The 17424-nt window shown below is 46.4% G+C and carries 13 protein-coding genes, 5 tRNA genes and 2 pseudogenes; 13 read left to right on the plus strand and 7 right to left on the minus strand.

Translation table 11 applies throughout. The features are described 5' to 3' along the window. Nucleotides 1-2: 2 nt before the first annotated feature. On the minus strand, nucleotides 3-419 hold the full coding sequence (locus tag L3Q72_RS00160; protein WP_275130700.1) for a cytochrome c5 family protein: 417 nt from the start codon (nucleotides 417-419) through the stop codon (nucleotides 3-5). Between the two features lie 277 nt (nucleotides 420-696). On the opposite strand from L3Q72_RS00160, the gene L3Q72_RS00165 reads away from it, so the two are divergent. From L3Q72_RS00165 to L3Q72_RS00195, 7 genes and pseudogenes are all read left to right on the plus strand, one after another. Beyond that, nucleotides 697-773 (plus strand) — tRNA-Arg (locus L3Q72_RS00165). 39 nt (nucleotides 774-812) lie between these two features. Beyond that, nucleotides 813-888 (plus strand) — tRNA-His (locus L3Q72_RS00170). Nucleotides 889-942: 54 nt separating this feature from the next. Next, nucleotides 943-1019: transfer RNA gene (locus tag L3Q72_RS00175), tRNA-Pro, on the plus strand. 47 nt (nucleotides 1020-1066) lie between these two features. Then, nucleotides 1067-1142: transfer RNA gene (locus L3Q72_RS00180), tRNA-His, on the plus strand. A 9-nt stretch (nucleotides 1143-1151) separates the two neighbouring features. Further along, a tRNA-Pro gene (locus L3Q72_RS00185) sits at nucleotides 1152-1228 on the plus strand. Between the two features lie 757 nt (nucleotides 1229-1985). Then, nucleotides 1986-3698, plus strand: a complete 1713-nt coding sequence (locus L3Q72_RS00190; RefSeq protein WP_275130701.1) for an ABC transporter ATP-binding protein — start codon at nucleotides 1986-1988, stop codon at nucleotides 3696-3698. A 143-nt stretch (nucleotides 3699-3841) separates the two neighbouring features. Further along, nucleotides 3842-4063, plus strand: a pseudogene (locus L3Q72_RS00195) (ABC transporter substrate-binding protein); the annotation flags it as partial. An 82-nt stretch (nucleotides 4064-4145) separates the two neighbouring features. Here L3Q72_RS00195 and L3Q72_RS00200 read toward each other — a convergent pair. Further along, nucleotides 4146-4490: a hypothetical protein gene (locus L3Q72_RS00200; protein ID WP_275130249.1), complete on the minus strand. Its 345-nt coding sequence runs from the start codon at nucleotides 4488-4490 to the stop codon at nucleotides 4146-4148. A gap of 204 nt (nucleotides 4491-4694) precedes the next feature. Between L3Q72_RS00200 and L3Q72_RS00205 the strand changes: the two genes are divergently transcribed. From L3Q72_RS00205 to L3Q72_RS00225, 5 genes and pseudogenes are all read left to right on the plus strand, one after another. Then, entirely contained in the window at nucleotides 4695-5813 is a 1119-nt protein-coding gene (locus L3Q72_RS00205) for an IS630 family transposase (protein ID WP_275130149.1), read from the plus strand. A gap of 33 nt (nucleotides 5814-5846) precedes the next feature. After that, a pseudogene (locus tag L3Q72_RS00210) lies at nucleotides 5847-7187 on the plus strand (ABC transporter substrate-binding protein); the annotation flags it as partial. A 216-nt stretch (nucleotides 7188-7403) separates the two neighbouring features. After that, nucleotides 7404-8381: an ABC transporter permease gene (locus L3Q72_RS00215; protein ID WP_275130702.1), complete on the plus strand. Its 978-nt coding sequence runs from the start codon at nucleotides 7404-7406 to the stop codon at nucleotides 8379-8381. Between the two features lie 2 nt (nucleotides 8382-8383). Then, nucleotides 8384-9322, plus strand: coding sequence for an ABC transporter permease (locus tag L3Q72_RS00220; RefSeq protein WP_275130703.1), 939 nt, complete (start codon nucleotides 8384-8386; stop codon nucleotides 9320-9322). Nucleotides 9323-9461: 139 nt separating this feature from the next. Beyond that, nucleotides 9462-10394 carry an SPOR domain-containing protein gene (locus L3Q72_RS00225; RefSeq protein ID WP_275130704.1) on the plus strand — a complete coding sequence of 311 codons (933 nt, stop codon included), beginning with the start codon at nucleotides 9462-9464 and terminating at the stop codon, nucleotides 10392-10394. Nucleotides 10395-10435: 41 nt separating this feature from the next. On the opposite strand, the gene L3Q72_RS00230 is transcribed toward L3Q72_RS00225, so the two are convergent. The 4 genes from L3Q72_RS00230 to L3Q72_RS00245 all read right to left on the minus strand — a co-directional run bounded on the left by L3Q72_RS00230 (nucleotide 10436) and on the right by L3Q72_RS00245 (nucleotide 14704). Continuing rightward, entirely contained in the window at nucleotides 10436-11185 is a 750-nt protein-coding gene (locus L3Q72_RS00230; RefSeq protein WP_275130705.1) for a hypothetical protein, read from the minus strand. 161 nt (nucleotides 11186-11346) lie between these two features. Beyond that, the gene (locus L3Q72_RS00235) at nucleotides 11347-12267 is read right to left on the minus strand and encodes a homocysteine S-methyltransferase family protein (RefSeq protein ID WP_275130706.1); all 921 of its coding nucleotides are present in this window, start codon (nucleotides 12265-12267) and stop codon (nucleotides 11347-11349) included. A gap of 157 nt (nucleotides 12268-12424) precedes the next feature. Continuing rightward, complete coding sequence (gorA, locus tag L3Q72_RS00240; protein ID WP_275130707.1) at nucleotides 12425-13780, minus strand: glutathione-disulfide reductase; 1356 nt, start codon at nucleotides 13778-13780, stop codon at nucleotides 12425-12427. 84 nt (nucleotides 13781-13864) lie between these two features. After that, nucleotides 13865-14704 carry a 23S rRNA (adenine(2030)-N(6))-methyltransferase RlmJ gene (locus L3Q72_RS00245; protein WP_275130708.1) on the minus strand — a complete coding sequence of 280 codons (840 nt, stop codon included), beginning with the start codon at nucleotides 14702-14704 and terminating at the stop codon, nucleotides 13865-13867. 107 nt (nucleotides 14705-14811) lie between these two features. On the opposite strand from L3Q72_RS00245, the gene prlC reads away from it, so the two are divergent. After that, entirely contained in the window at nucleotides 14812-16854 is a 2043-nt protein-coding gene (prlC, locus tag L3Q72_RS00250; protein ID WP_275130709.1) for an oligopeptidase A, read from the plus strand. A 91-nt stretch (nucleotides 16855-16945) separates the two neighbouring features. Here prlC and asnC read toward each other — a convergent pair whose 3' ends face one another. Further along, nucleotides 16946-17407 (minus strand): transcriptional regulator AsnC, encoded by a 462-nt coding sequence (asnC, locus tag L3Q72_RS00255; RefSeq protein WP_275130710.1) that lies wholly within the window; start codon nucleotides 17405-17407, stop codon nucleotides 16946-16948. Between the last annotated feature and the right edge of the window lie 17 nt (nucleotides 17408-17424).

The raw sequence follows: 17424 nt of genomic DNA on the forward strand, positions 1-17424 counted from the left end.
CCCTATAGCCCCTCAATCATATACTCAACAGTCGCAACAATCTCATCATCCGAACAATCCATACAAGACCCTTTAACCGGCATCGCATTAAAGCCGTTTATGGCGTGATCAGTCAGAATCTCCATTCCCTGAGCAATACGCGGTGCCCATTGTTCCGCGTTACCTTTTAGTGGAGCTCCGGAAACTCCGGTTGCATGACAGGCTGTGCAGAAGGTGTTGTAAATGGTAGTGGCATCCCGTGGGCCGGTGGGTTCCTCAACCACTGGCTCTGCTCCTGTAAGATAAACATCACCGACGGGTTTAATTCGTTCCGCGATTGCATCATGGTCTTTATTATTTGCGGTTGAGGCAAATAATGCAGTGGAAAAGGCGGCGAGTGCTGTAACCAATATCCGAATGATTTTTTGAGACATATCCATTAGCTCACTTTACGGTAATTGTTCTTTGCATCGTTTACCAAGGCTCATTGATAAACTGTTTTTCTTTAATGTCTTAAATGATAAATAACTGTTAATTTAATGTAAATATCGAGCGATTATATCCTTTAATAATAGAGTGATAAACAGAAAAACCTTCACGATAAGGGCTCTATCACACGTTAATTGCTGAAAAAGACAACAATTGATAAAAAAACTGCAAAAAAAGCTAGACGGCGAATGATGATATACGTATTATTCCACTCCGCCGATAGGGCATGCGCCCGTAGCTCAGCTGGATAGAGCGTTGGCCTCCGGAGCCAAAGGTCGAAGGTTCGAATCCTTTCGGGCGCGCCATTTCATCCGGTAGGTAAACAGGGCGGCAAAAAAACATTGGTGGCTATAGCTCAGTTGGTAGAGCCCTGGATTGTGATTCCAGTTGTCGCGAGTTCAAGTCTCGTTAGCCACCCCATTATTTCGGTAGCATTGCTTCCGGTTTTGATTAAATTCGAAACGAAACTTTAGTCGGTGAATAGCGCAGTTTGGTAGCGCATCTGGTTTGGGACCAGAGGGTCGGGGGTTCGAATCCCTCTTCACCGACCACTACAATAAAGCCTCGTCACAGGACGAGGCTTTTACTTCTCTCAGTGGTGGCTATAGCTCAGTTGGTAGAGCCCTGGATTGTGATTCCAGTTGTCGCGAGTTCAAGTCTCGTTAGCCACCCCATTATTCTGTCGGTGAATAGCGCAGTTTGGTAGCGCATCTGGTTTGGGACCAGAGGGTCGGGGGTTCGAATCCCTCTTCACCGACCACTATATAAAGCCTCGTCGTTCGACGGGGCTTTTTCGATCCTGGGGTTGCTATAAAACCACCGCTCTCTGTTTTCTATTCAATAAACCACCCTGTTATACCAGTAATTAGCTATTAGCGATTTTGACAAGCAAGGATGAACAGATAATTGCTGGGATTGGTATTAGGCTATTCGTTCTTACTACAAGATTTGCGCACCGATATAGTGCGGATTGTTGCACCATATTGAAACTGTAATTATAGATTTGGACTATACTGGTCTGGATATAAAGCCTTTTTCGGATGTATATGCTTGTCAGAGTGGCAAGTGTAATAAATCGCACTTATAGCTGTTTTGGAGTTATATGTCTGTTGTGGGTCGTCGAGTTGGGTTTTATGTCTAAAATCTGGCTTGTTTGTGATAAATGTTACTGCTCTTACCAGGTTGCCTGGAATAATCATTCATTTGAGTGTTTTTGCTTTTCAATATATTGAACTTGGTTTTTAAGGTTTTTTCCAATGAAAATGCTGTTATTTGCGGTTTTTTTGGTTTTTTTCTTAAAAAGTTCAAGATGAATGAAAATAGCTCATGTCGCATACTTATTGAGTTTGTATGCTTTAAAAATTGTTATTAGCCGTGTTTTATCCTATTATTGTTGCTTTCTTGTGAACTAATTGCCAAATTAGGTGATTAATAACTAAACAGAGTTTTGTTCTGTTTGGTGAATGGAATCAATTTTGCATACTGGGCGGTGGAACCCAAGTATTAGAGGTCTGGTAATGTCCCTTTTAGAAGTTAAAAACCTTCGTATCGAATATCCGTCACGACATGGTGTTCATGCTGCGGTAAAAGAGCTTTCGTTTTCTATAGAACGAGGTGAGATAGTTGGTGTTGTTGGTGAGTCTGGCGCCGGTAAGTCTACAGTTGGTAATGCCGTCATCGATCTTCTGAGCCCTCCGGGTCTTATTGCCAGCGGTGATGTTTATCTGGATGGTGAAAAAATCTCAGGATTATCACCGGAACAGATGCGTAAGGTACGTGGTTCTAAGATTGGATTTATCTTCCAGGATCCGATGACATCGCTAAATCCGCTATTTACTGTGGAACAGCAGTTAAAAGAAACCATTCACGCCAATATGAAGGTCTCTGATGAAGAGGCTTATGAGCGCGCCCTGAACCTGATGAAGCAGGTTGGTATTCCTCAGCCAGAAAACAGACTAAAGCAGTTCCCGCACCAGTTTTCCGGTGGTATGCGCCAGCGTGTTGTTATTGCAATCGCACTGGCCGGTGAGCCTGATCTGATTATTGCCGATGAACCGACAACCGCACTGGACGTTTCCATTCAGGATCAGATCCTGAACCTGATTCGTGAGCTTTGCGTGAAGAACAACGTGGGCTGTATGCTGGTAACCCACGATATGGGTGTGGTTTCCAACGTGACTGACAAAGTAGCGGTCATGTATCGCGGTGATCTGGTTGAGTTCGGCAAGACAGAGAAAGTCCTTGGTGACCCGGATCATTCTTACACCCGAAGCCTGATTTCTGCCGTTCCCCGTTCAGATATTAAATTAGACCGTTTCCCGCTGGTAAGCTATATCGAAGAAGCAACCGAGATGGAGCCTCTTGATGTTAAAAACCACTGGTTAGGACAGAGTGAAGATCAGAGATCATATACAGGCCCTCTGCTTAATGTAGAGAAGGTTAATCTGCGCTTTATTACTAAGGACTCTCTGTTTGAAAGCCGCCGCGAATACGTTCAGGCTTCTAACAATGTAAGCTTTGAAGTATTTGAGGGTGAAACCTTTGGCCTGGTAGGTGAGTCCGGCTCTGGTAAGTCGACCATTGCCCGGGTTATTGCCGGCCTTTATGCGCCAAACTCAGGTAAGGTTAGCTTTGAAGGTATCGACCTGACAGCACTGAAGTCTGAAAACGAGCGTCGCCCGCTTCGCCGTCAGATGCAGATGGTATTCCAGAACCCATACACCTCAATGAACCCTCGAATGAAGATATTCGATATCATTGCAGAGCCTATTCGCTTCCACAAACTGACCCGCAATGAAACAGAAACCCGTCAGATTGTGAACGATCTGCTGGAACACGTGGGGTTGGGAGTTATGGCGGGTGTGAAGTATCCACATGAATTCTCCGGTGGTCAGCGTCAGCGTATCTCTATTGCACGCGCCCTTGCGACCCGTCCGCGTCTGCTTATCTGTGATGAGCCGACTTCGGCACTGGATGTATCTGTACAGGCTCAGATTCTTAACCTGCTGAAAGATCTGCAGGATGAGTTGAACCTGACAATGCTGTTTATCAGTCATGACTTGCCGGTTATTCGCCAGATGTGTGACCGAATCGGTGTAATGAAGATGGGAACCTTGCTAGAAGTAGCACCTACAGAACAGTTATTTAACGACCCACAACACGAATACAGTAAGCAGCTGATTTCTCTGATGCCTGAATTTACAGGTTTAAGAGAAGATCTGACTGCCTGATAAAAGTAAAACCAGATTTTGCCGGAAGAAAGCCGTTTTCTCTTCCGGCAGAGAAAGTTCTTGAGCCTAACGCTCTGGAAAAAACAGTAACAGAAGCAAATACAACAATTAAGGGATACGGATTCCCGCATAAGGAGTTATGCATGAAAACCATAAAGACCAAACTGGCAGTAGCTCTAATGGCAGCAGGGCTTAGCTTTAGCGCAGCTGCTGCAGATATCACCGTTGCTTATGATGCCGATCCAATCTCACTGGATCCGCATGAACAGCTTTCTGGTGGTACATTGCAAATGTCTCACATGGTGTTTGACCCACTGGTACGCTACACACAAGACTTGGACTTCGAAGCGCGTCTTGCATCTAGTACCTAAACACAGAAGTTATGATCGATTGAATTTAGTACACCAAGGTGGTGTCTCACCTCTTTGGTGCACTAAAGCTGCATAATTAAATAACCGGTATCTGGGAGTCAGGCAAAGTCACCCGAATACTTCGCGGTTTACGCGGCTGTTTTTCAATAAGTCCTTTTTTCTCCAGATTTTTAATCATCTGATTAACAGTGGGAGCGGTTACTTTAAAGTAGTGCTCCATTTCGGCGTAAGCCGGGGGAAAACCACGCATCTTGGTGTATTGATGAATAAAAGCCAGATATTGACCTTGTTTCTCCGTGTACGGAATATCCGGCGGCTCCGGTAGCGATAACAATAGTTCAGCTGGAACATTAACAAAGAGACTTCGGGCAACACCGGGGGACTTAATTATCCACTTTTTCTTTTCTAGGTTTTTTATCATTTGATTCACTGTAGGGGCGGTGACTTTGAAGTAAGCCTGGATATCAGCGAAGGCTGGCGGGATCCCTCTCAATCGTGTGTATTCGAGAATATAAGTCAGATATTTTCGCTCTTTTTCCGTAAATGCGTAATTTTCAGGGTCAGGGATCGACACAGCAAGCCTTTTGTGATCAAGTATGGTGGTTATCAATACCGAGATTGTGCCATGAATGTCAAATACGTTGTAGAGCTGAGTAATGAAGAACGAGATACGTTAATAAAACTCACGTCAAAAGGTAAGGAAAGCGCCAGAAAACTCAAAAGAGCCCAACTGTTATTACTTGCCGATGACGGCAAGCAAGACAAAGACATTGTCGAACTGCTTCATATCAGTACATCAACCATTTACCGGACCAAGAAACGATTTGTCGAAGAGGGTTTGCCTGAAGCTTTGAATGAAGGAAGAAGAACAGGTTGCCCGCGCAAGCTCGATGCTGTCAGTGATGCATTGTTGACGGCCATTGCCTGTAGTGAGCCACCAGAAGGTTGTGGCCGGTGGACATTAAACCTAATCGCCGATGAATTTATGGCCTTGGTGGAAGGAGAATCGATATCAGTTGAGACGATTCGAAGGCAGCTCAAGAGCAACGATTTGAAACCCTGGCAGAAAAAGATGTGGTGCGTTGGTGATATGAATGCCGAATATATTGCCCGCATGGAGCATGTGCTTGACTTGTACAGTCGTCCAGCTATTCCCGATGAACCACTAATCAACTTTGATGAGGCGATGAAACAATTGGTGGCAGATATTAAGCCATCAACTCAGGCTAAGTCAGGGCAACCTCCGAGAGAAGACTATGAATACAAGCGAGTGGCGGTGGCTAATCTGTTCATGTTTTATGACTGTCACCGAGGGTGGAGAAAAGTCAAAGAAACAGAAAATAAAAAGGCTGAGGACTTTGCACAATGTATGAAGGAGTTGGTGGATATCCACTACCCTGAAGCTAAGAAAATTCATGTCGTGATGGACAACTTTGGCACGCATACAGAGGCTTCACTCTATAAGGCATTTGAACCAGCAGAGGCCCGGAGGCTTCTGAGCCAATTGGAATTTCACTATACCCCTAAGCATGCCAGTTGGCTGAATAAAGTGGAAATTGAAATAGGGGTCATGAACAGACAATGTCTGAATCAAAGGATCCCGACATGGGAGAAATTACGCAATGAACTGGATGCGTGGGAAACGCGAAGGAATCAGGAAAAAGCTTCTATCAACTGGCAGTTTGACATAGAAGCAGCACGAGAAAAGTTCACCAAAGCCTACGCCAAACTACGAAAGAAATAGCGTAGGCTCAATATGTCAGAACTTATGTGTCGGAGTACTAGCTGGGAGCGGATAGATGACAAAACTTTCCGTTTCAACCTACGTAAGGGTGTTAAGTTCCACTCAGGTAATGAAATGACAGCTGATGATGTGGTATGGACTTTTGAACGCCTGAAGTCATCTGCAGACTTTAAAGCCATCTTTGCTCCTTATGAGAAGATGGTAAAGGTGGATGACTATACCGTTGATCTGGTATCTAACATTGCATATCCGCTGGTTCTTCAGACTGCAACTTACATCTTCCCTATGGATAGCAAGTTCTACTCAGGTACAACAGAAGATGGTAAAGACAAGTCAGAAATTGTTAAGTCTGGGGACACTTTTGCATCAACAAATACTTCAGGTACAGGCCCATTCAAGGTTGTATATCGTGAACAAGGTATCAAGTTGGATTTCGCTCGTTTTGATGGGTACTGGGATACAGAATCAAAAGGTAATGTTGATAACTTGACTTTGGTACCAATCAAAGAAGACGCGACTCGTGTAGCAGCACTGCTTTCTGGTGATGTCGATATGATTGCTCCGGTTGCTCCAAATGATCACAAGCGTGTTAAGCAGGCTAAAGGCATTGATTTAGTAACACTGCCAGGTACCCGTATCATCACTTTCCAGATGAACCAGAGCACTCAGCCAGCGTTTAAAGATGTACGCGTTCGTCAGGCTATTGTTCATGCCATTAACAATGAAGGTATTGCTAAGAAGATCATGAAAGGCTTCGCTACACCGGCGGGTCAGCAGGGGCCTTCAGGTTATGCTGGTTATGATGCAGAGCTTCAGCCACGCTATGATCTGAAAAAAGCGAAGAAGCTGATGAAGGAAGCTGGTTATGCTGATGGTTTTGCGATTTCAATGATTGCACCAAACAACCGTTACGTGAATGACGCAAAAATTGCTCAGTCTGTTGCTGCAATGCTATCTAAAATCGGTATCAAGGTTGATCTGAAGACTATGCCTAAGGCTCAGTACTGGCCTGAGTTTGACAAGTGTGAAGCTGATATGCTGATGATTGGCTGGCACTCAGATACAGAAGATTCAGCAAACTTCTCTGAGTTCCTGACAATGACCCGTAACGAAGAAACCGGTCGAGGTCAGTACAACTGTGGCCACTACTCAAATGCAGACGTAGACCGCCTGGTTGAAGAGTCAAATGTTGAAACCGATACCGCTAAGCGTAATAAGATGCTTCAGCAGGTAGAAGCAACGCTTTATAACGAAGCTGCGTTTGTTCCTCTGCACTGGCAGAACCTGGCTTGGGGTGCGAAGTCTAATGTTGACATCCAGCCTATCGTTAACGCTATGAACTTCCCTTACTTTGGCGACCTTGTTGTTAAGTAAGGAATTCAGCTAGTCATCCCGGATAACTGCCATGGTGGTTATCCGGGATCTGTTTTCAGCGTGTTGCTGAGTTAACGCAGCAGTGCGCTTAAATCAGATTTCCTTTATTCGGAAGTGACAGAGCATTTATGAGCTAATCCTTGTTTCAGTCGGGGTTAGCTCTATTTTTGAATAAACGTTTAGACTGAATATTGATTTATTTTTAAGGGGCAGGAAATGTTATCGTTTCTGGTCAAGCGCCTGTATCAGGCGATTATAGTGATGTTTGTGATCAGCCTGGTGGCCTTTTCTATCCAGGATAATTTAGGCGATCCACTACGGGAGCTGGTTGGTCAGTCAGTTTCAGAAGCAGAGCGTCAGGCGCTTCGTGATGAACTTGGCCTGAACGATCCGTTTGTCACCAAATATACTCGCTTTATAACTAACGCTCTTCATGGTGATCTGGGAACATCTTACTTCTTTAAGAAGCCAGCTGCGGAAGTGATTCTGGATAAACTGGTGGCAACGCTAGAGCTGGTGTTTGGTGCATCGCTAATCATTGTCTGCTTATCGATACCTCTTGGCGTCTATTCTGCGATTCATCCGAAAAGTATCTTTACCAAAGTGGTGATGGCGTTCAGTAGTATCGGTATCTCCATTCCTGTATTCCTGACTGCAATTATGCTGATGTATGTCTTCTCCATTGAACTGCAATGGTTGCCTTCTTACGGGCGGGGAGAAACTGCGAATGTGCTTGGTTGGGAGTCAGGGTTCTTTACCCTTGATGGTCTGGCGCACCTTATTCTGCCAAGTATTGCACTGGCCTCCATTATGCTGCCGCTGTTTATCCGCTTAGTACGTTCTGAAATGCTGGAAGTGCTTAGTTCGGAATACATTAAGTTTGCCAAGGCGAAAGGCCTGGCAATGAACAAGATTTATTATCAGCACGCGCTGAAGAACACCATGCTGCCTGTACTGACAGTCGGTGGTGTTCAGATTGGTACCATGGTGGCTTACACCATTCTGACTGAAACCGTATTCCAGTGGCCGGGTACCGGCTTCCTGTTCCTTGAGGCGATTAACCGTGTAGATACTCCGCTGATTACCGCTTACGTTATCTTTGTCGGACTGGTATTTGTTGTGACCAATACCATAGTTGACCTTATGTACGGTCTGATTAACCCAACTGTTAACCTAACTGGCAAAGGAGCATAATCATGAGTCAGACAAATGCAGCTCCGAGTCGTTGGGAGCGTTTTAAACAATCCGATTTTCTGTACTATTTTCTGCGCGACAAAGTGGCAATGGCGAGCTTTGCCATATTTATGGCATTTTTGCTGGTTTCCATTGCAGCACCTCTTCTTTCGCCGACGGATCCCTATGATTTAACTTCTATCGATATTATGGACTCAGAGCTTCCACCGTCATGGATGGAAGAGGGAGATGAGCGTTTTGTTCTGGGTACTGATGAGCAGGGGCGCGACATTCTGTCGACCATTCTGTACGGTTCCCGCCTTTCTCTGACCATCGGTTTTCTGGCGGTAGGCCTTCAGCTGTTTTTAGGCATTATCATTGGTTTGTCTGCGGGTTACTTTGGTGGCCGTATTGATACCTTCCTGATGCGTTTTGCTGATATTCAGCTCTCTTTCTCTACCATGATGGTGGCGATTATCGTATCGGCTATCTTTAAGGCCAGCTTTGGCAGTGAGTTTTACAGTCAATATGCCGTTGTTATGCTGGTGGTGATTATCGGTGTGGCAGAGTGGCCACAGTATGCCCGAACTATCCGTGCTTCTGTGCTAGCTGAGAAGAAAAAAGAGTATGTGGAAGCGGCCCGGGTAATGGGCTTTAAAGCGCCGAGAATCATGTTCCGCCATATTCTGCCGAATTGTCTGTCTCCGATTCTGGTTATCTCTACGGTTCAGGTGGCAAACGCCATCATGTCAGAAGCGGCACTTTCTTTCCTTGGTTTGGGTTTGCCGGTGGACCAACCGTCACTGGGCGCACTGATCAGCATCGGATTTAACTATATTTTCTCTGGTGCATGGTGGATCACTGCCTTTCCTGGCGTCGTATTAGTGACGCTGGTGCTGGTTATCAACCTGCTTGGCGACTGGCTTCGTGATGTATTTAACCCGAAAATTTATAAAGGGTGACCAAACCGATTGAAATCTAATCGGAAACCTTTCTAAACTATGAGAGTCGTATGAAATACGGCTCTTTTTTTGCATTCAAAATTTGTAACTCTTTATTGTTAAGATAATTGATGCGCATATGAAGTTTAGAGAAGGACGTATGAAAAAAAATCTGACAAGCAAATTGTCGGCCGCTCTTGCCATTATTCTTCTGTCTTTTAGCCAGATTTCGCTTTCTGTTGCAGCAGAAGATGAATACGTCTGTGACGCAAGGCAAAACTCAAAGAGTGAACTACCTGTTCTCTCAAAGGGGTGCCCGGTAGGTAAGGGACTATGGGGAAAAGCGAGACCGGCAAGAGGGGATGATCTGTTTTGGATTCAATGCGGTATTTATCCTAAGCCTGTGACTCTGGAAGAGGCGAAGCCTATTTATCAAAATATTTCGGTGGATGTGTGGCTGAAGCCGGAAGGTTCCGGTTATCGCTGCCTGATTGGTCCGTATGCAGATTATGCTGCGGCAAAAAAAGAGGTGGTTAAAGTCAGAAAATTGCCGGGGTTAGAGGAAGCATTTATCCGCGCGGTGAATACAAAAGTTAAATATCAGCCGCAGAAAAAGAAAAAAGTTAAGCCGGCTTCTGTAGCTCCAACAGCTAAAAAAGCCGAAGTGGCAAAGGTTGTTGCAAAGGCACCGGTTGCAGCCCCTAAGCCCGTTGAGCAAGTAAAACCGGCACCTAAGCCAGAAGCTAAACCTGCGGCCGCTAAATCCATAGTTGTTCGCCGGGAAGTGAATATTCAGAGACGTAAATTTGTTATTCCGTTCCTGATGGAGAGCAATGAACAGTTTTATATGGAATACAATATTGCCTGGAACCGCTTAAGCTATCAGAAGGCGAACGAGGTTTGCCACTCTCTGGATATGACACTGGTCGACGAAAGCAACTGGAAACTGCTGATCGGCTCCAGCGTAATGAGCAGCAAGCAGTGGCCGCTTCATTTGCCCTATTGGGGAGCTGGAAAGCGTGGGCTTTTCACTAGTGGTAAGGTCACTCAGCTTACCGGTACTTCTTTGCTGAATGTGGTTTGTGTTCAGTAAAACGAATTATGCCCGGTTGTTGCCGGGCATATAAAAACACCTCACAACTGATACTTATAAGACACCCCAAACTTCTCTTCACTTCCGTACGAGTTATCCACTAAGAAAGTAAAAATGCTGAATGAGTGTGACTCTGAGAGCGAGTAACCGACGCCGCCTCCCAGCCAGTAACCGCTGTAATCATTTGAACCGGCTGATCCGCCACCCATAGCCATCAATGTCCAGCTTTCAGAAAGGGGCTTTAACGCAAATGCGCCCAGATAACCGCTGTGGGCCTGATTGGAGACCATTATGTAATCTTCGTTTATCTCCGGCGTTTCATTGAAACACGGGCTGCCGGGGTTATTTACGTAGCACTTATTCTCGCCGTCGTTATAGCTGTAACCGGCCATCGGAAATATCTGAATTCCCAGAGGCTGAAAGCCAAAGTAGCTCAGCGGCATAAATGTGCCTATGCTGTAATTGGTCTGGGTGGAGCCGTCTTCAAATTCATTTTTGCCGAAATTGAAATTGACGATACCAATATCAAACAGCCATGACCCCCCGACCCGCCACTCAGAGCCGCTACTGTTTGCGCTGACATTGAGCTTCCTTACCTCATCTAAAGCCAGGGAGCCTGAAATAAAAATGGTTTCACCGCCGAAGTCATAATAGTCGGAATAGGAAATACCTAGCTGTGTGGTTATCTTAGTGGGGTCATCAGCCAGCTTTTCATTGTTTGATTTTACTTCTCCGGCCAGAACATTTGCTGTGAAAAGAGTAAGGCTGGGAAGGATAGCAATATATTTCATCTTTTAACTCTATATGTCTCAGTGCGCATATTGGTTGCGGAGAGTGATTATTCCACTTGCCGGAAGGAAGAAGGTTAGAGGAGAGTCAAAAGATAAAAAAATGGCTGAGCAGATTAGGTTATTTCTGCTCAGCCATTGATATGCGTTATTTATGAGTTGTTCTATTCAGCGTGAAAATGCTGACTTAACTTTTCGATATATTCCGGGCCAATGCCACAGCAACCACCAATCAGTGTTGCTCCCTGCTTCTGCCATTTCTTTGCCATTTCCAGATAGGCGTTTTCGTTGAGATCGTCACGAAACTCATCCAGCCCGTCATTTGCGGTGGCATCTTTAGACTGTGGCGGGAAGGCATTGGCATAAGCGCCTAGTTCGATGTGCAGAGCATCTAGCTTCGCAAGTGTCCGGTGAGCGACTTTTAAGCCCTCCTCGATCACTTCCGGCTGGCTGCAGTTAAACAGTATCGCTGTGACATTCAGCTCAACCATTTTCTCAACTGCGTCCTCAACAGACTCACCTGAGCGAAGTACAGGTTGCTCAGTTGCAATGCTGTCTTCCAGAGTAAAGGATACCCAGAATGGCTTTTTCTCCTTATCCAGCTTGCTAACCAGATTATGGACTGCAACAGATTCTTCAATCAGGCTCTGAGTTTCAGCAATCCAGACATCAACATAAGGAGCAAGCCCGTTAATAAGTGGTGTGGCAATTTCTTCCGCTCGCTCCGGTTGGTAAAGGTCCGCGCGGTAAGAGCCAAATAGCGGAGGAATAGAACCTGCCACAAGCGTGTTCTTTCCTTCAGCCTCAGAGGCTTCTCGCGCAACAGAGCCGGAAAGATCGGCCAGCGTCTGCGCCTGCTCAGCAAAGCGTTCCTCACCGATATGAAAAGGCACAAGAGCATAACTGTTAGTCATAATAAGTTGCGCACCACTGCGGATAAAAGATTTGTGCACATCCGCTACAAGCTCAGGTGTTTCCATCATTGCCAGTGCAGACCATTCAGGCTGACGAAACGGCGCTCCCCGTCGTTCCAGTTCCCGGCCCATGCCACCATCAAGAATTGTGATTGCTTGCTTGTCTGACATATCTTTCCTCTTTATCGTTATCTTATTTTTATTTGGCTATATAGACGTCTAAAAAGTTAAACTTAATTAAGAATGAATTCAACATAATTTGAAACAAAAAAGCCGACAGAGCTTTCTCTGTCGGCTTTACCATGTGTTTGATGCTTGTATTGGCGCATCATCTCATGGTAACGAATTCCTCTGACCCCGTAGGATGTATCGCCACAACACTGTCGAAGTCTGCTTTTGTCGCGCCCATCTTCATGGCTACACCAAATCCCTGAATCATTTCGTCAACCGCAAAGCCGATACCGTGCAGGCCAACCACTTTTTCATCGTCACCTGCGCAAACCAGTTTCATTTTGCATGGCTGGCGGTGCTGGGTAACTGCGGTGTACATAGCGGTGAAGCCTGAGGTGTAGACCTTTACGTTCTCTTCGCCGTATTTTTCGATGGCTTCAGGTTCGGTCAGGCCAATGGTGCCGATTGGCGGGTGGCTGAATACCACAGTCGGAACTAAGTCGTAATCCATCTTAGCTTCCGGCTTATTGTTAAACAGTCTTTCTGATAGCTGGCGGCCTGCTTTAACGGCAACCGGAGTCAGCTCAATGCCGCCTTCCATGATATCGCCAACACAGTAGATGCCTTTTACGTTGGTTTGCTGATATTCATCTACCTTGATGTAGCCGCGCTCGTTAAGCTCTACGCCGGTAACGTCCAGATTGATGGCATCGGTAGCCGGATGACGGCCGATAGCCCAGATAAGGGTATCTACGTTCTGGCTGTTGCCGTTTTCAAGGTGCAGAGTCAGGCTGCCGTCCTCTTCTTTGACGATCTCTTTTGGAACGGAGTGAGTATGAAGTGTCGGACCTTCCGCCTCCATTACTTCCACCAGAGTATCGATCACCATAGGGTCAAAGCTTCTGATTGGAGACTGCTTACGGCAGAACAGGTGAGTTTCACTACCCAGAGCATTCAGCACGCCGGCGATCTCTACCGCAATGTATCCCGCACCAATAACGGCAACACGTTTTGGCTGCTCTGCCAGTTCAAAGAAGCCGTTTGAATCAATGCCGTACTCAGCGCCCGGAACATTCGGAATGGACGGGCGGCCACCAACGGCAATCAGGATATGATCCGCCGTGTATTGTTCACCGTTAACCTCAAGGGTCTTAGCATCAATAAACTTTGCGAAGCCTTTAATGACTTCGATTTTGTTATTGCCTAACACGCGCTCATAAGACTGGTGGATACGGCCGATATACGCCTGACGGTTTTCAATCAGTTTGCTCCAGCTAAATCCTTTTACGTCTACATCAAAGCCGTAATCTTCAGAGTATAAGTTAATGGCTTCTGCAACCTGAGCACCGTGCCACATGACTTTTTTCGGCACACAACCGACGTTTACACAGGTACCGCCCAGATCCTTTGCTTCGATCAGCGCAACTTTAGCGCCATGCATTGCTGCCCGGTTAGCTGAAGCGATACCGCCGCTGCCGCCGCCAATACAGATATAATCAAAATGTTTAGCCATTACTTTCTCCAATTTGTTTTTATGCTTGGTATATAAACGTATATTGGGATTGTCTAATATAAGTTCAACCGTATTCGTTTAATCTTACTCCGGTACTATCCATTCCACTTTATAGTGACCGGTGACCGGAGCAATAGTTTCTTTAAGAAACGGAAGGATTTCCTTCATTTGAGATTCCAGTTTCCATGGTGGGTTGACAACAATCATGCCCGAAGCCGTCATACCACGCTCATTGGTGTCCGGTGAAACGCCCAGCTCAATTTGCAGTATCTTACGAATGCCCAGTGACTCAAGGCCCTCTACCATGTCATCGATATCTGCCCGGTTGACCACCGGATACCAGATAGCGTAGATGCCGGTAGCCCAGCGTTTATGGCTCTGAGCAATAGCAGTCACCACATCCCGGTACTCTTTTGCCAGCTCATAAGGCGGGTCAATCAGCACCAGACCCCTGCGCTCTTTCGGCGGAAGGCTTGCTTTCAGGCGTTTAAAGCCATCTTCTTTAAAAATTTTTACCTGACGATCTCTGTGGAACTCCTGTTCAAGAAGCGGGTAGTCGCTCGGATGCAGCTCAGTTAAAACCATGCGGTCCTGCTGGCGGAGCTGAGCTCTTGCCACTCTTGGTGAGCCGGGGTAGTAGCGCAGTTCCTTATCCTGATTCAGGGCTGTGATAGCAGAAAGATAGCTTTCCAGTTCAGAAGGAATAGCACCGCTTTGCCAGAGTCTGGCAATACCCTGCTTGTATTCACCGGTTTTTTCTGACCATTCGTGGGTGAGATCGTATCTGCCCACACCAGAATGTGTATCATGGTAAACAAATGGTTTTTCTTTTTGTTTCAGGGCGTCCAGTATCAGGCTCTGTACTATATGTTTTACCACGTCAGCATGGTTGCCGGCATGAAAACTGTGTCTGTAACTTAACAATGTATACTCTATTAATCAGATTTTTGAATCTTTTGATTATACGCCACTATTGAAAATTCTATAAGCGACCTACATTTACATATAAAGCTTTTTAAAAGGAATGATTTATGTCCAACCCGCTTCTTACCTTTACAGATTTACCTCCCTTTTCTCAGATTAAACCTGAGCATGTAAAGCCTGCTGTTGAGCAGTGTATTGCTGACTGCCGCCTGAAGGTGGAGGAGGTACTGCAGGATAATACTAAGCCGAGCTGGGACAATATCTGTGCGCCACTGACGGAAGTGGATGACAGATTAAGCCGTGTCTGGTCTCCGGTTAGTCATATGAACTCTGTGGTGAATAGCCAGGAACTGCGTGAAGCATATGAAAGTTGCCTGCCGTTGCTGTCTGAATACGGTACCTGGGTTGGTCAGCATAAAGGCTTGTATGAGGCTTATAAGCACATTAAAGAGAGCGAAGCCTTTGCGGCCTTGAATCAGGCTCAGCAGAAGACGATTACCGATGCGCTGCGTGATTTTGAGCTTTCTGGTATTGGCCTGCCTGCCGATGAGCAGCACAGATACGGTGAAATCAGTAAGCGTATGTCTGAGCTGGGTTCTAAGTTCTCCAACAATGTGCTGGATGCCACTATGGGCTGGACCAAGCATGTGACTGATGAGGCCATGCTTAAGGGTATGCCTGAATCTGCAATGGCTGCTGCTAAAGCCGCCGCTGAAGCAAAAGAGCTGGAAGGCTGGCTGCTGACTCTGGATATTCCGTCCTATCTTCCTGTGCTGACTTACTGTGATAATCAGGAACTGCGTCGTGAGATGTATGAAGCTTATGTGACCCGCGCTTCTGATCGTGGCCCGAATGCCGGTAAGTGGGACAACAGCGAAATCATGGTTGAGCAGATGAAACTGCGTCATGAGATTGCCCGTATGCTTGGCTTTAACACTTACAGCGAAAAATCTCTGGCAACCAAGATGGCAGAAACGCCGGAGCAGGTGCTTGGTTTCCTGAATGATCTGGCGGTTAAAGCAAAACCTCAGGGTGAGCGTGAGGTGGAAGAGCTGAGACAGTTTGCAGAAAAAGAGTTTGGTGTAATCGCGCTGAATCTTTGGGATATCGCTTACTACAGCGAGAAGCAGAAACAGCACCTGTTCCAGATTTCAGATGAGCAGCTGCGTCCTTATTTCCCTGAGTCTAAGGCTGTGGGCGGGTTGTTTGAAGTGCTGGGCCGCGTGTTTGGCATGAAAGTGGTTGAGAAAGAAGGTGTTGATACCTGGCATGAGTCAGTGCGCTTCTTCGATATTTTTGATGCAGAAGGCACACTGCGCGGAAGTTTCTATCTGGACCTGTACGCGCGTGAACATAAGCGTGGCGGTGCCTGGATGGATGAGTGCCGTGTTCGCCGCACAACAGACAAGGGTGAGCTGATTACCCCGGTTGCTTATCTGACCTGTAACTTCAACAGACCGGTTGGTGATAAGCCGGCACTCTTTACTCATGATGAAGTGGTCACCCTGTTCCACGAGTTTGGCCATGGTATCCACCATATGCTGACTCAGGTCGATGTGGCGGCGGTATCCGGCATTAACGGTGTACCTTGGGATGCGGTTGAACTGCCAAGTCAGTTTCTGGAAAACTGGTGCTGGGAAGAAGAGGCGCTGAAGTTTATCTCAGGCCATTATGAAACGGGCGAGTCTCTGCCAAAAGAGATGCTGGAAAAAATGCTGGCAGCGAAAAACTTCCAGTCAGCCATGTTTATTCTGCGCCAGCTGGAGTTCGGCCTGTTCGACTTTACGCTGCACACTGAATATGACCCGGAAGTAGGCGCGAAGATCCTGGAAACACTGGCAGAGGTGAAGAAAAAAGTCGCGGTACTGCCAAGTCTTGAATGGAACCGTTTCTCGCACTCCTTCAGCCATATCTTCGCCGGTGGCTACAGCGCCGGTTACTACAGCTACCTGTGGGCCGAAGTGCTTTCAGCAGATGCTTTCTCCCGCTTTGAAGAAGAAGGTATCTTCAACACCGAAACCGGCAAAAGCTTCCTGAACAACATCCTGGAAATGGGTGGCAGCGAAGAGCCGATGGAATTGTTTAAGCGTTTCCGGGGCAGAGAGCCGGAGATTGATGCCTTGTTGAGGCATTCGGGGATTAAAGCTTAGTTAAGGCCCTGGGCCCTAGGTTAATGGGCCCTGGGAGTGTTGAACTATTTGCTGTCCGAGGGCCCAGGGCCTAATAACCCAGGGCCTTTATTTACGGATTCACATTCCTATTAATCGGATTCTGCAACGAAATCAGCGTCTCCGTCGACTGAACCTCATCAATCGCCTGCAGCTTATCAATCAGCACATACTGCAGTTCTTCAATGGATTTACACATAAGCTTGACGAAAATATTGTAAGCGCCTGTGGTGTAGTAGGCTTCAACCACCTCATCCAGTGCATTCAGTTTTTCCAGGGCGGAATGGTAATCCCTTGCGGCGTTAAGGTTGATACCGATAAAGCAGCAGACATCGTAACCAAGCTTTTTCGGGTTAACGATAACTTCTGTTCCTTCAATGATTTCCGCCGCTTTCATCTTTTCAATACGGACGTGAATCGTGGCCGGGCTGACATCAAATTGCTTTGCCATTTCAGCGTAAGGTCTGCGTGCATCCTCCAGAAGCGTTTTTAAAATCGCTCTGTCGAGATCATCTAAACGTACGGATGTATCCATTTATTAGCCTGCCATTC

The organism is Vibrio sp. JC009 (assembly GCF_029016485.1).
Lineage (GTDB): Bacteria > Pseudomonadota > Gammaproteobacteria > Enterobacterales > Vibrionaceae > Vibrio.

Excerpts from the sequence above, each read along its gene's own strand:
- L3Q72_RS00160 (WP_275130700.1), bottom strand. The coding sequence starts at position 419 with ATGGATATGTCTCAAAAAATCATTCGGATATTGGTTACAGCACTCGCC.
- L3Q72_RS00190 (WP_275130701.1), top strand. The coding sequence starts at position 1,986 with ATGTCCCTTTTAGAAGTTAAAAACCTTCGTATCGAATATCCGTCACGA.
- L3Q72_RS00200 (WP_275130249.1), bottom strand. The coding sequence starts at position 4,490 with ATGATAAAAAACCTAGAAAAGAAAAAGTGGATAATTAAGTCCCCCGGT.
- L3Q72_RS00205 (WP_275130149.1), top strand. The coding sequence starts at position 4,695 with ATGAATGTCAAATACGTTGTAGAGCTGAGTAATGAAGAACGAGATACG.
- L3Q72_RS00215 (WP_275130702.1), top strand. The coding sequence starts at position 7,404 with ATGTTATCGTTTCTGGTCAAGCGCCTGTATCAGGCGATTATAGTGATG.
- L3Q72_RS00220 (WP_275130703.1), top strand. The coding sequence starts at position 8,384 with ATGAGTCAGACAAATGCAGCTCCGAGTCGTTGGGAGCGTTTTAAACAA.
- L3Q72_RS00225 (WP_275130704.1), top strand. The coding sequence starts at position 9,462 with ATGAAAAAAAATCTGACAAGCAAATTGTCGGCCGCTCTTGCCATTATT.
- L3Q72_RS00230 (WP_275130705.1), bottom strand. The coding sequence starts at position 11,185 with ATGAAATATATTGCTATCCTTCCCAGCCTTACTCTTTTCACAGCAAAT.
- L3Q72_RS00235 (WP_275130706.1), bottom strand. The coding sequence starts at position 12,267 with ATGTCAGACAAGCAAGCAATCACAATTCTTGATGGTGGCATGGGCCGG.
- gorA (WP_275130707.1), bottom strand. The coding sequence starts at position 13,780 with ATGGCTAAACATTTTGATTATATCTGTATTGGCGGCGGCAGCGGCGGT.
- prlC (WP_275130709.1), top strand. The coding sequence starts at position 14,812 with ATGTCCAACCCGCTTCTTACCTTTACAGATTTACCTCCCTTTTCTCAG.
- asnC (WP_275130710.1), bottom strand. The coding sequence starts at position 17,407 with ATGGATACATCCGTACGTTTAGATGATCTCGACAGAGCGATTTTAAAA.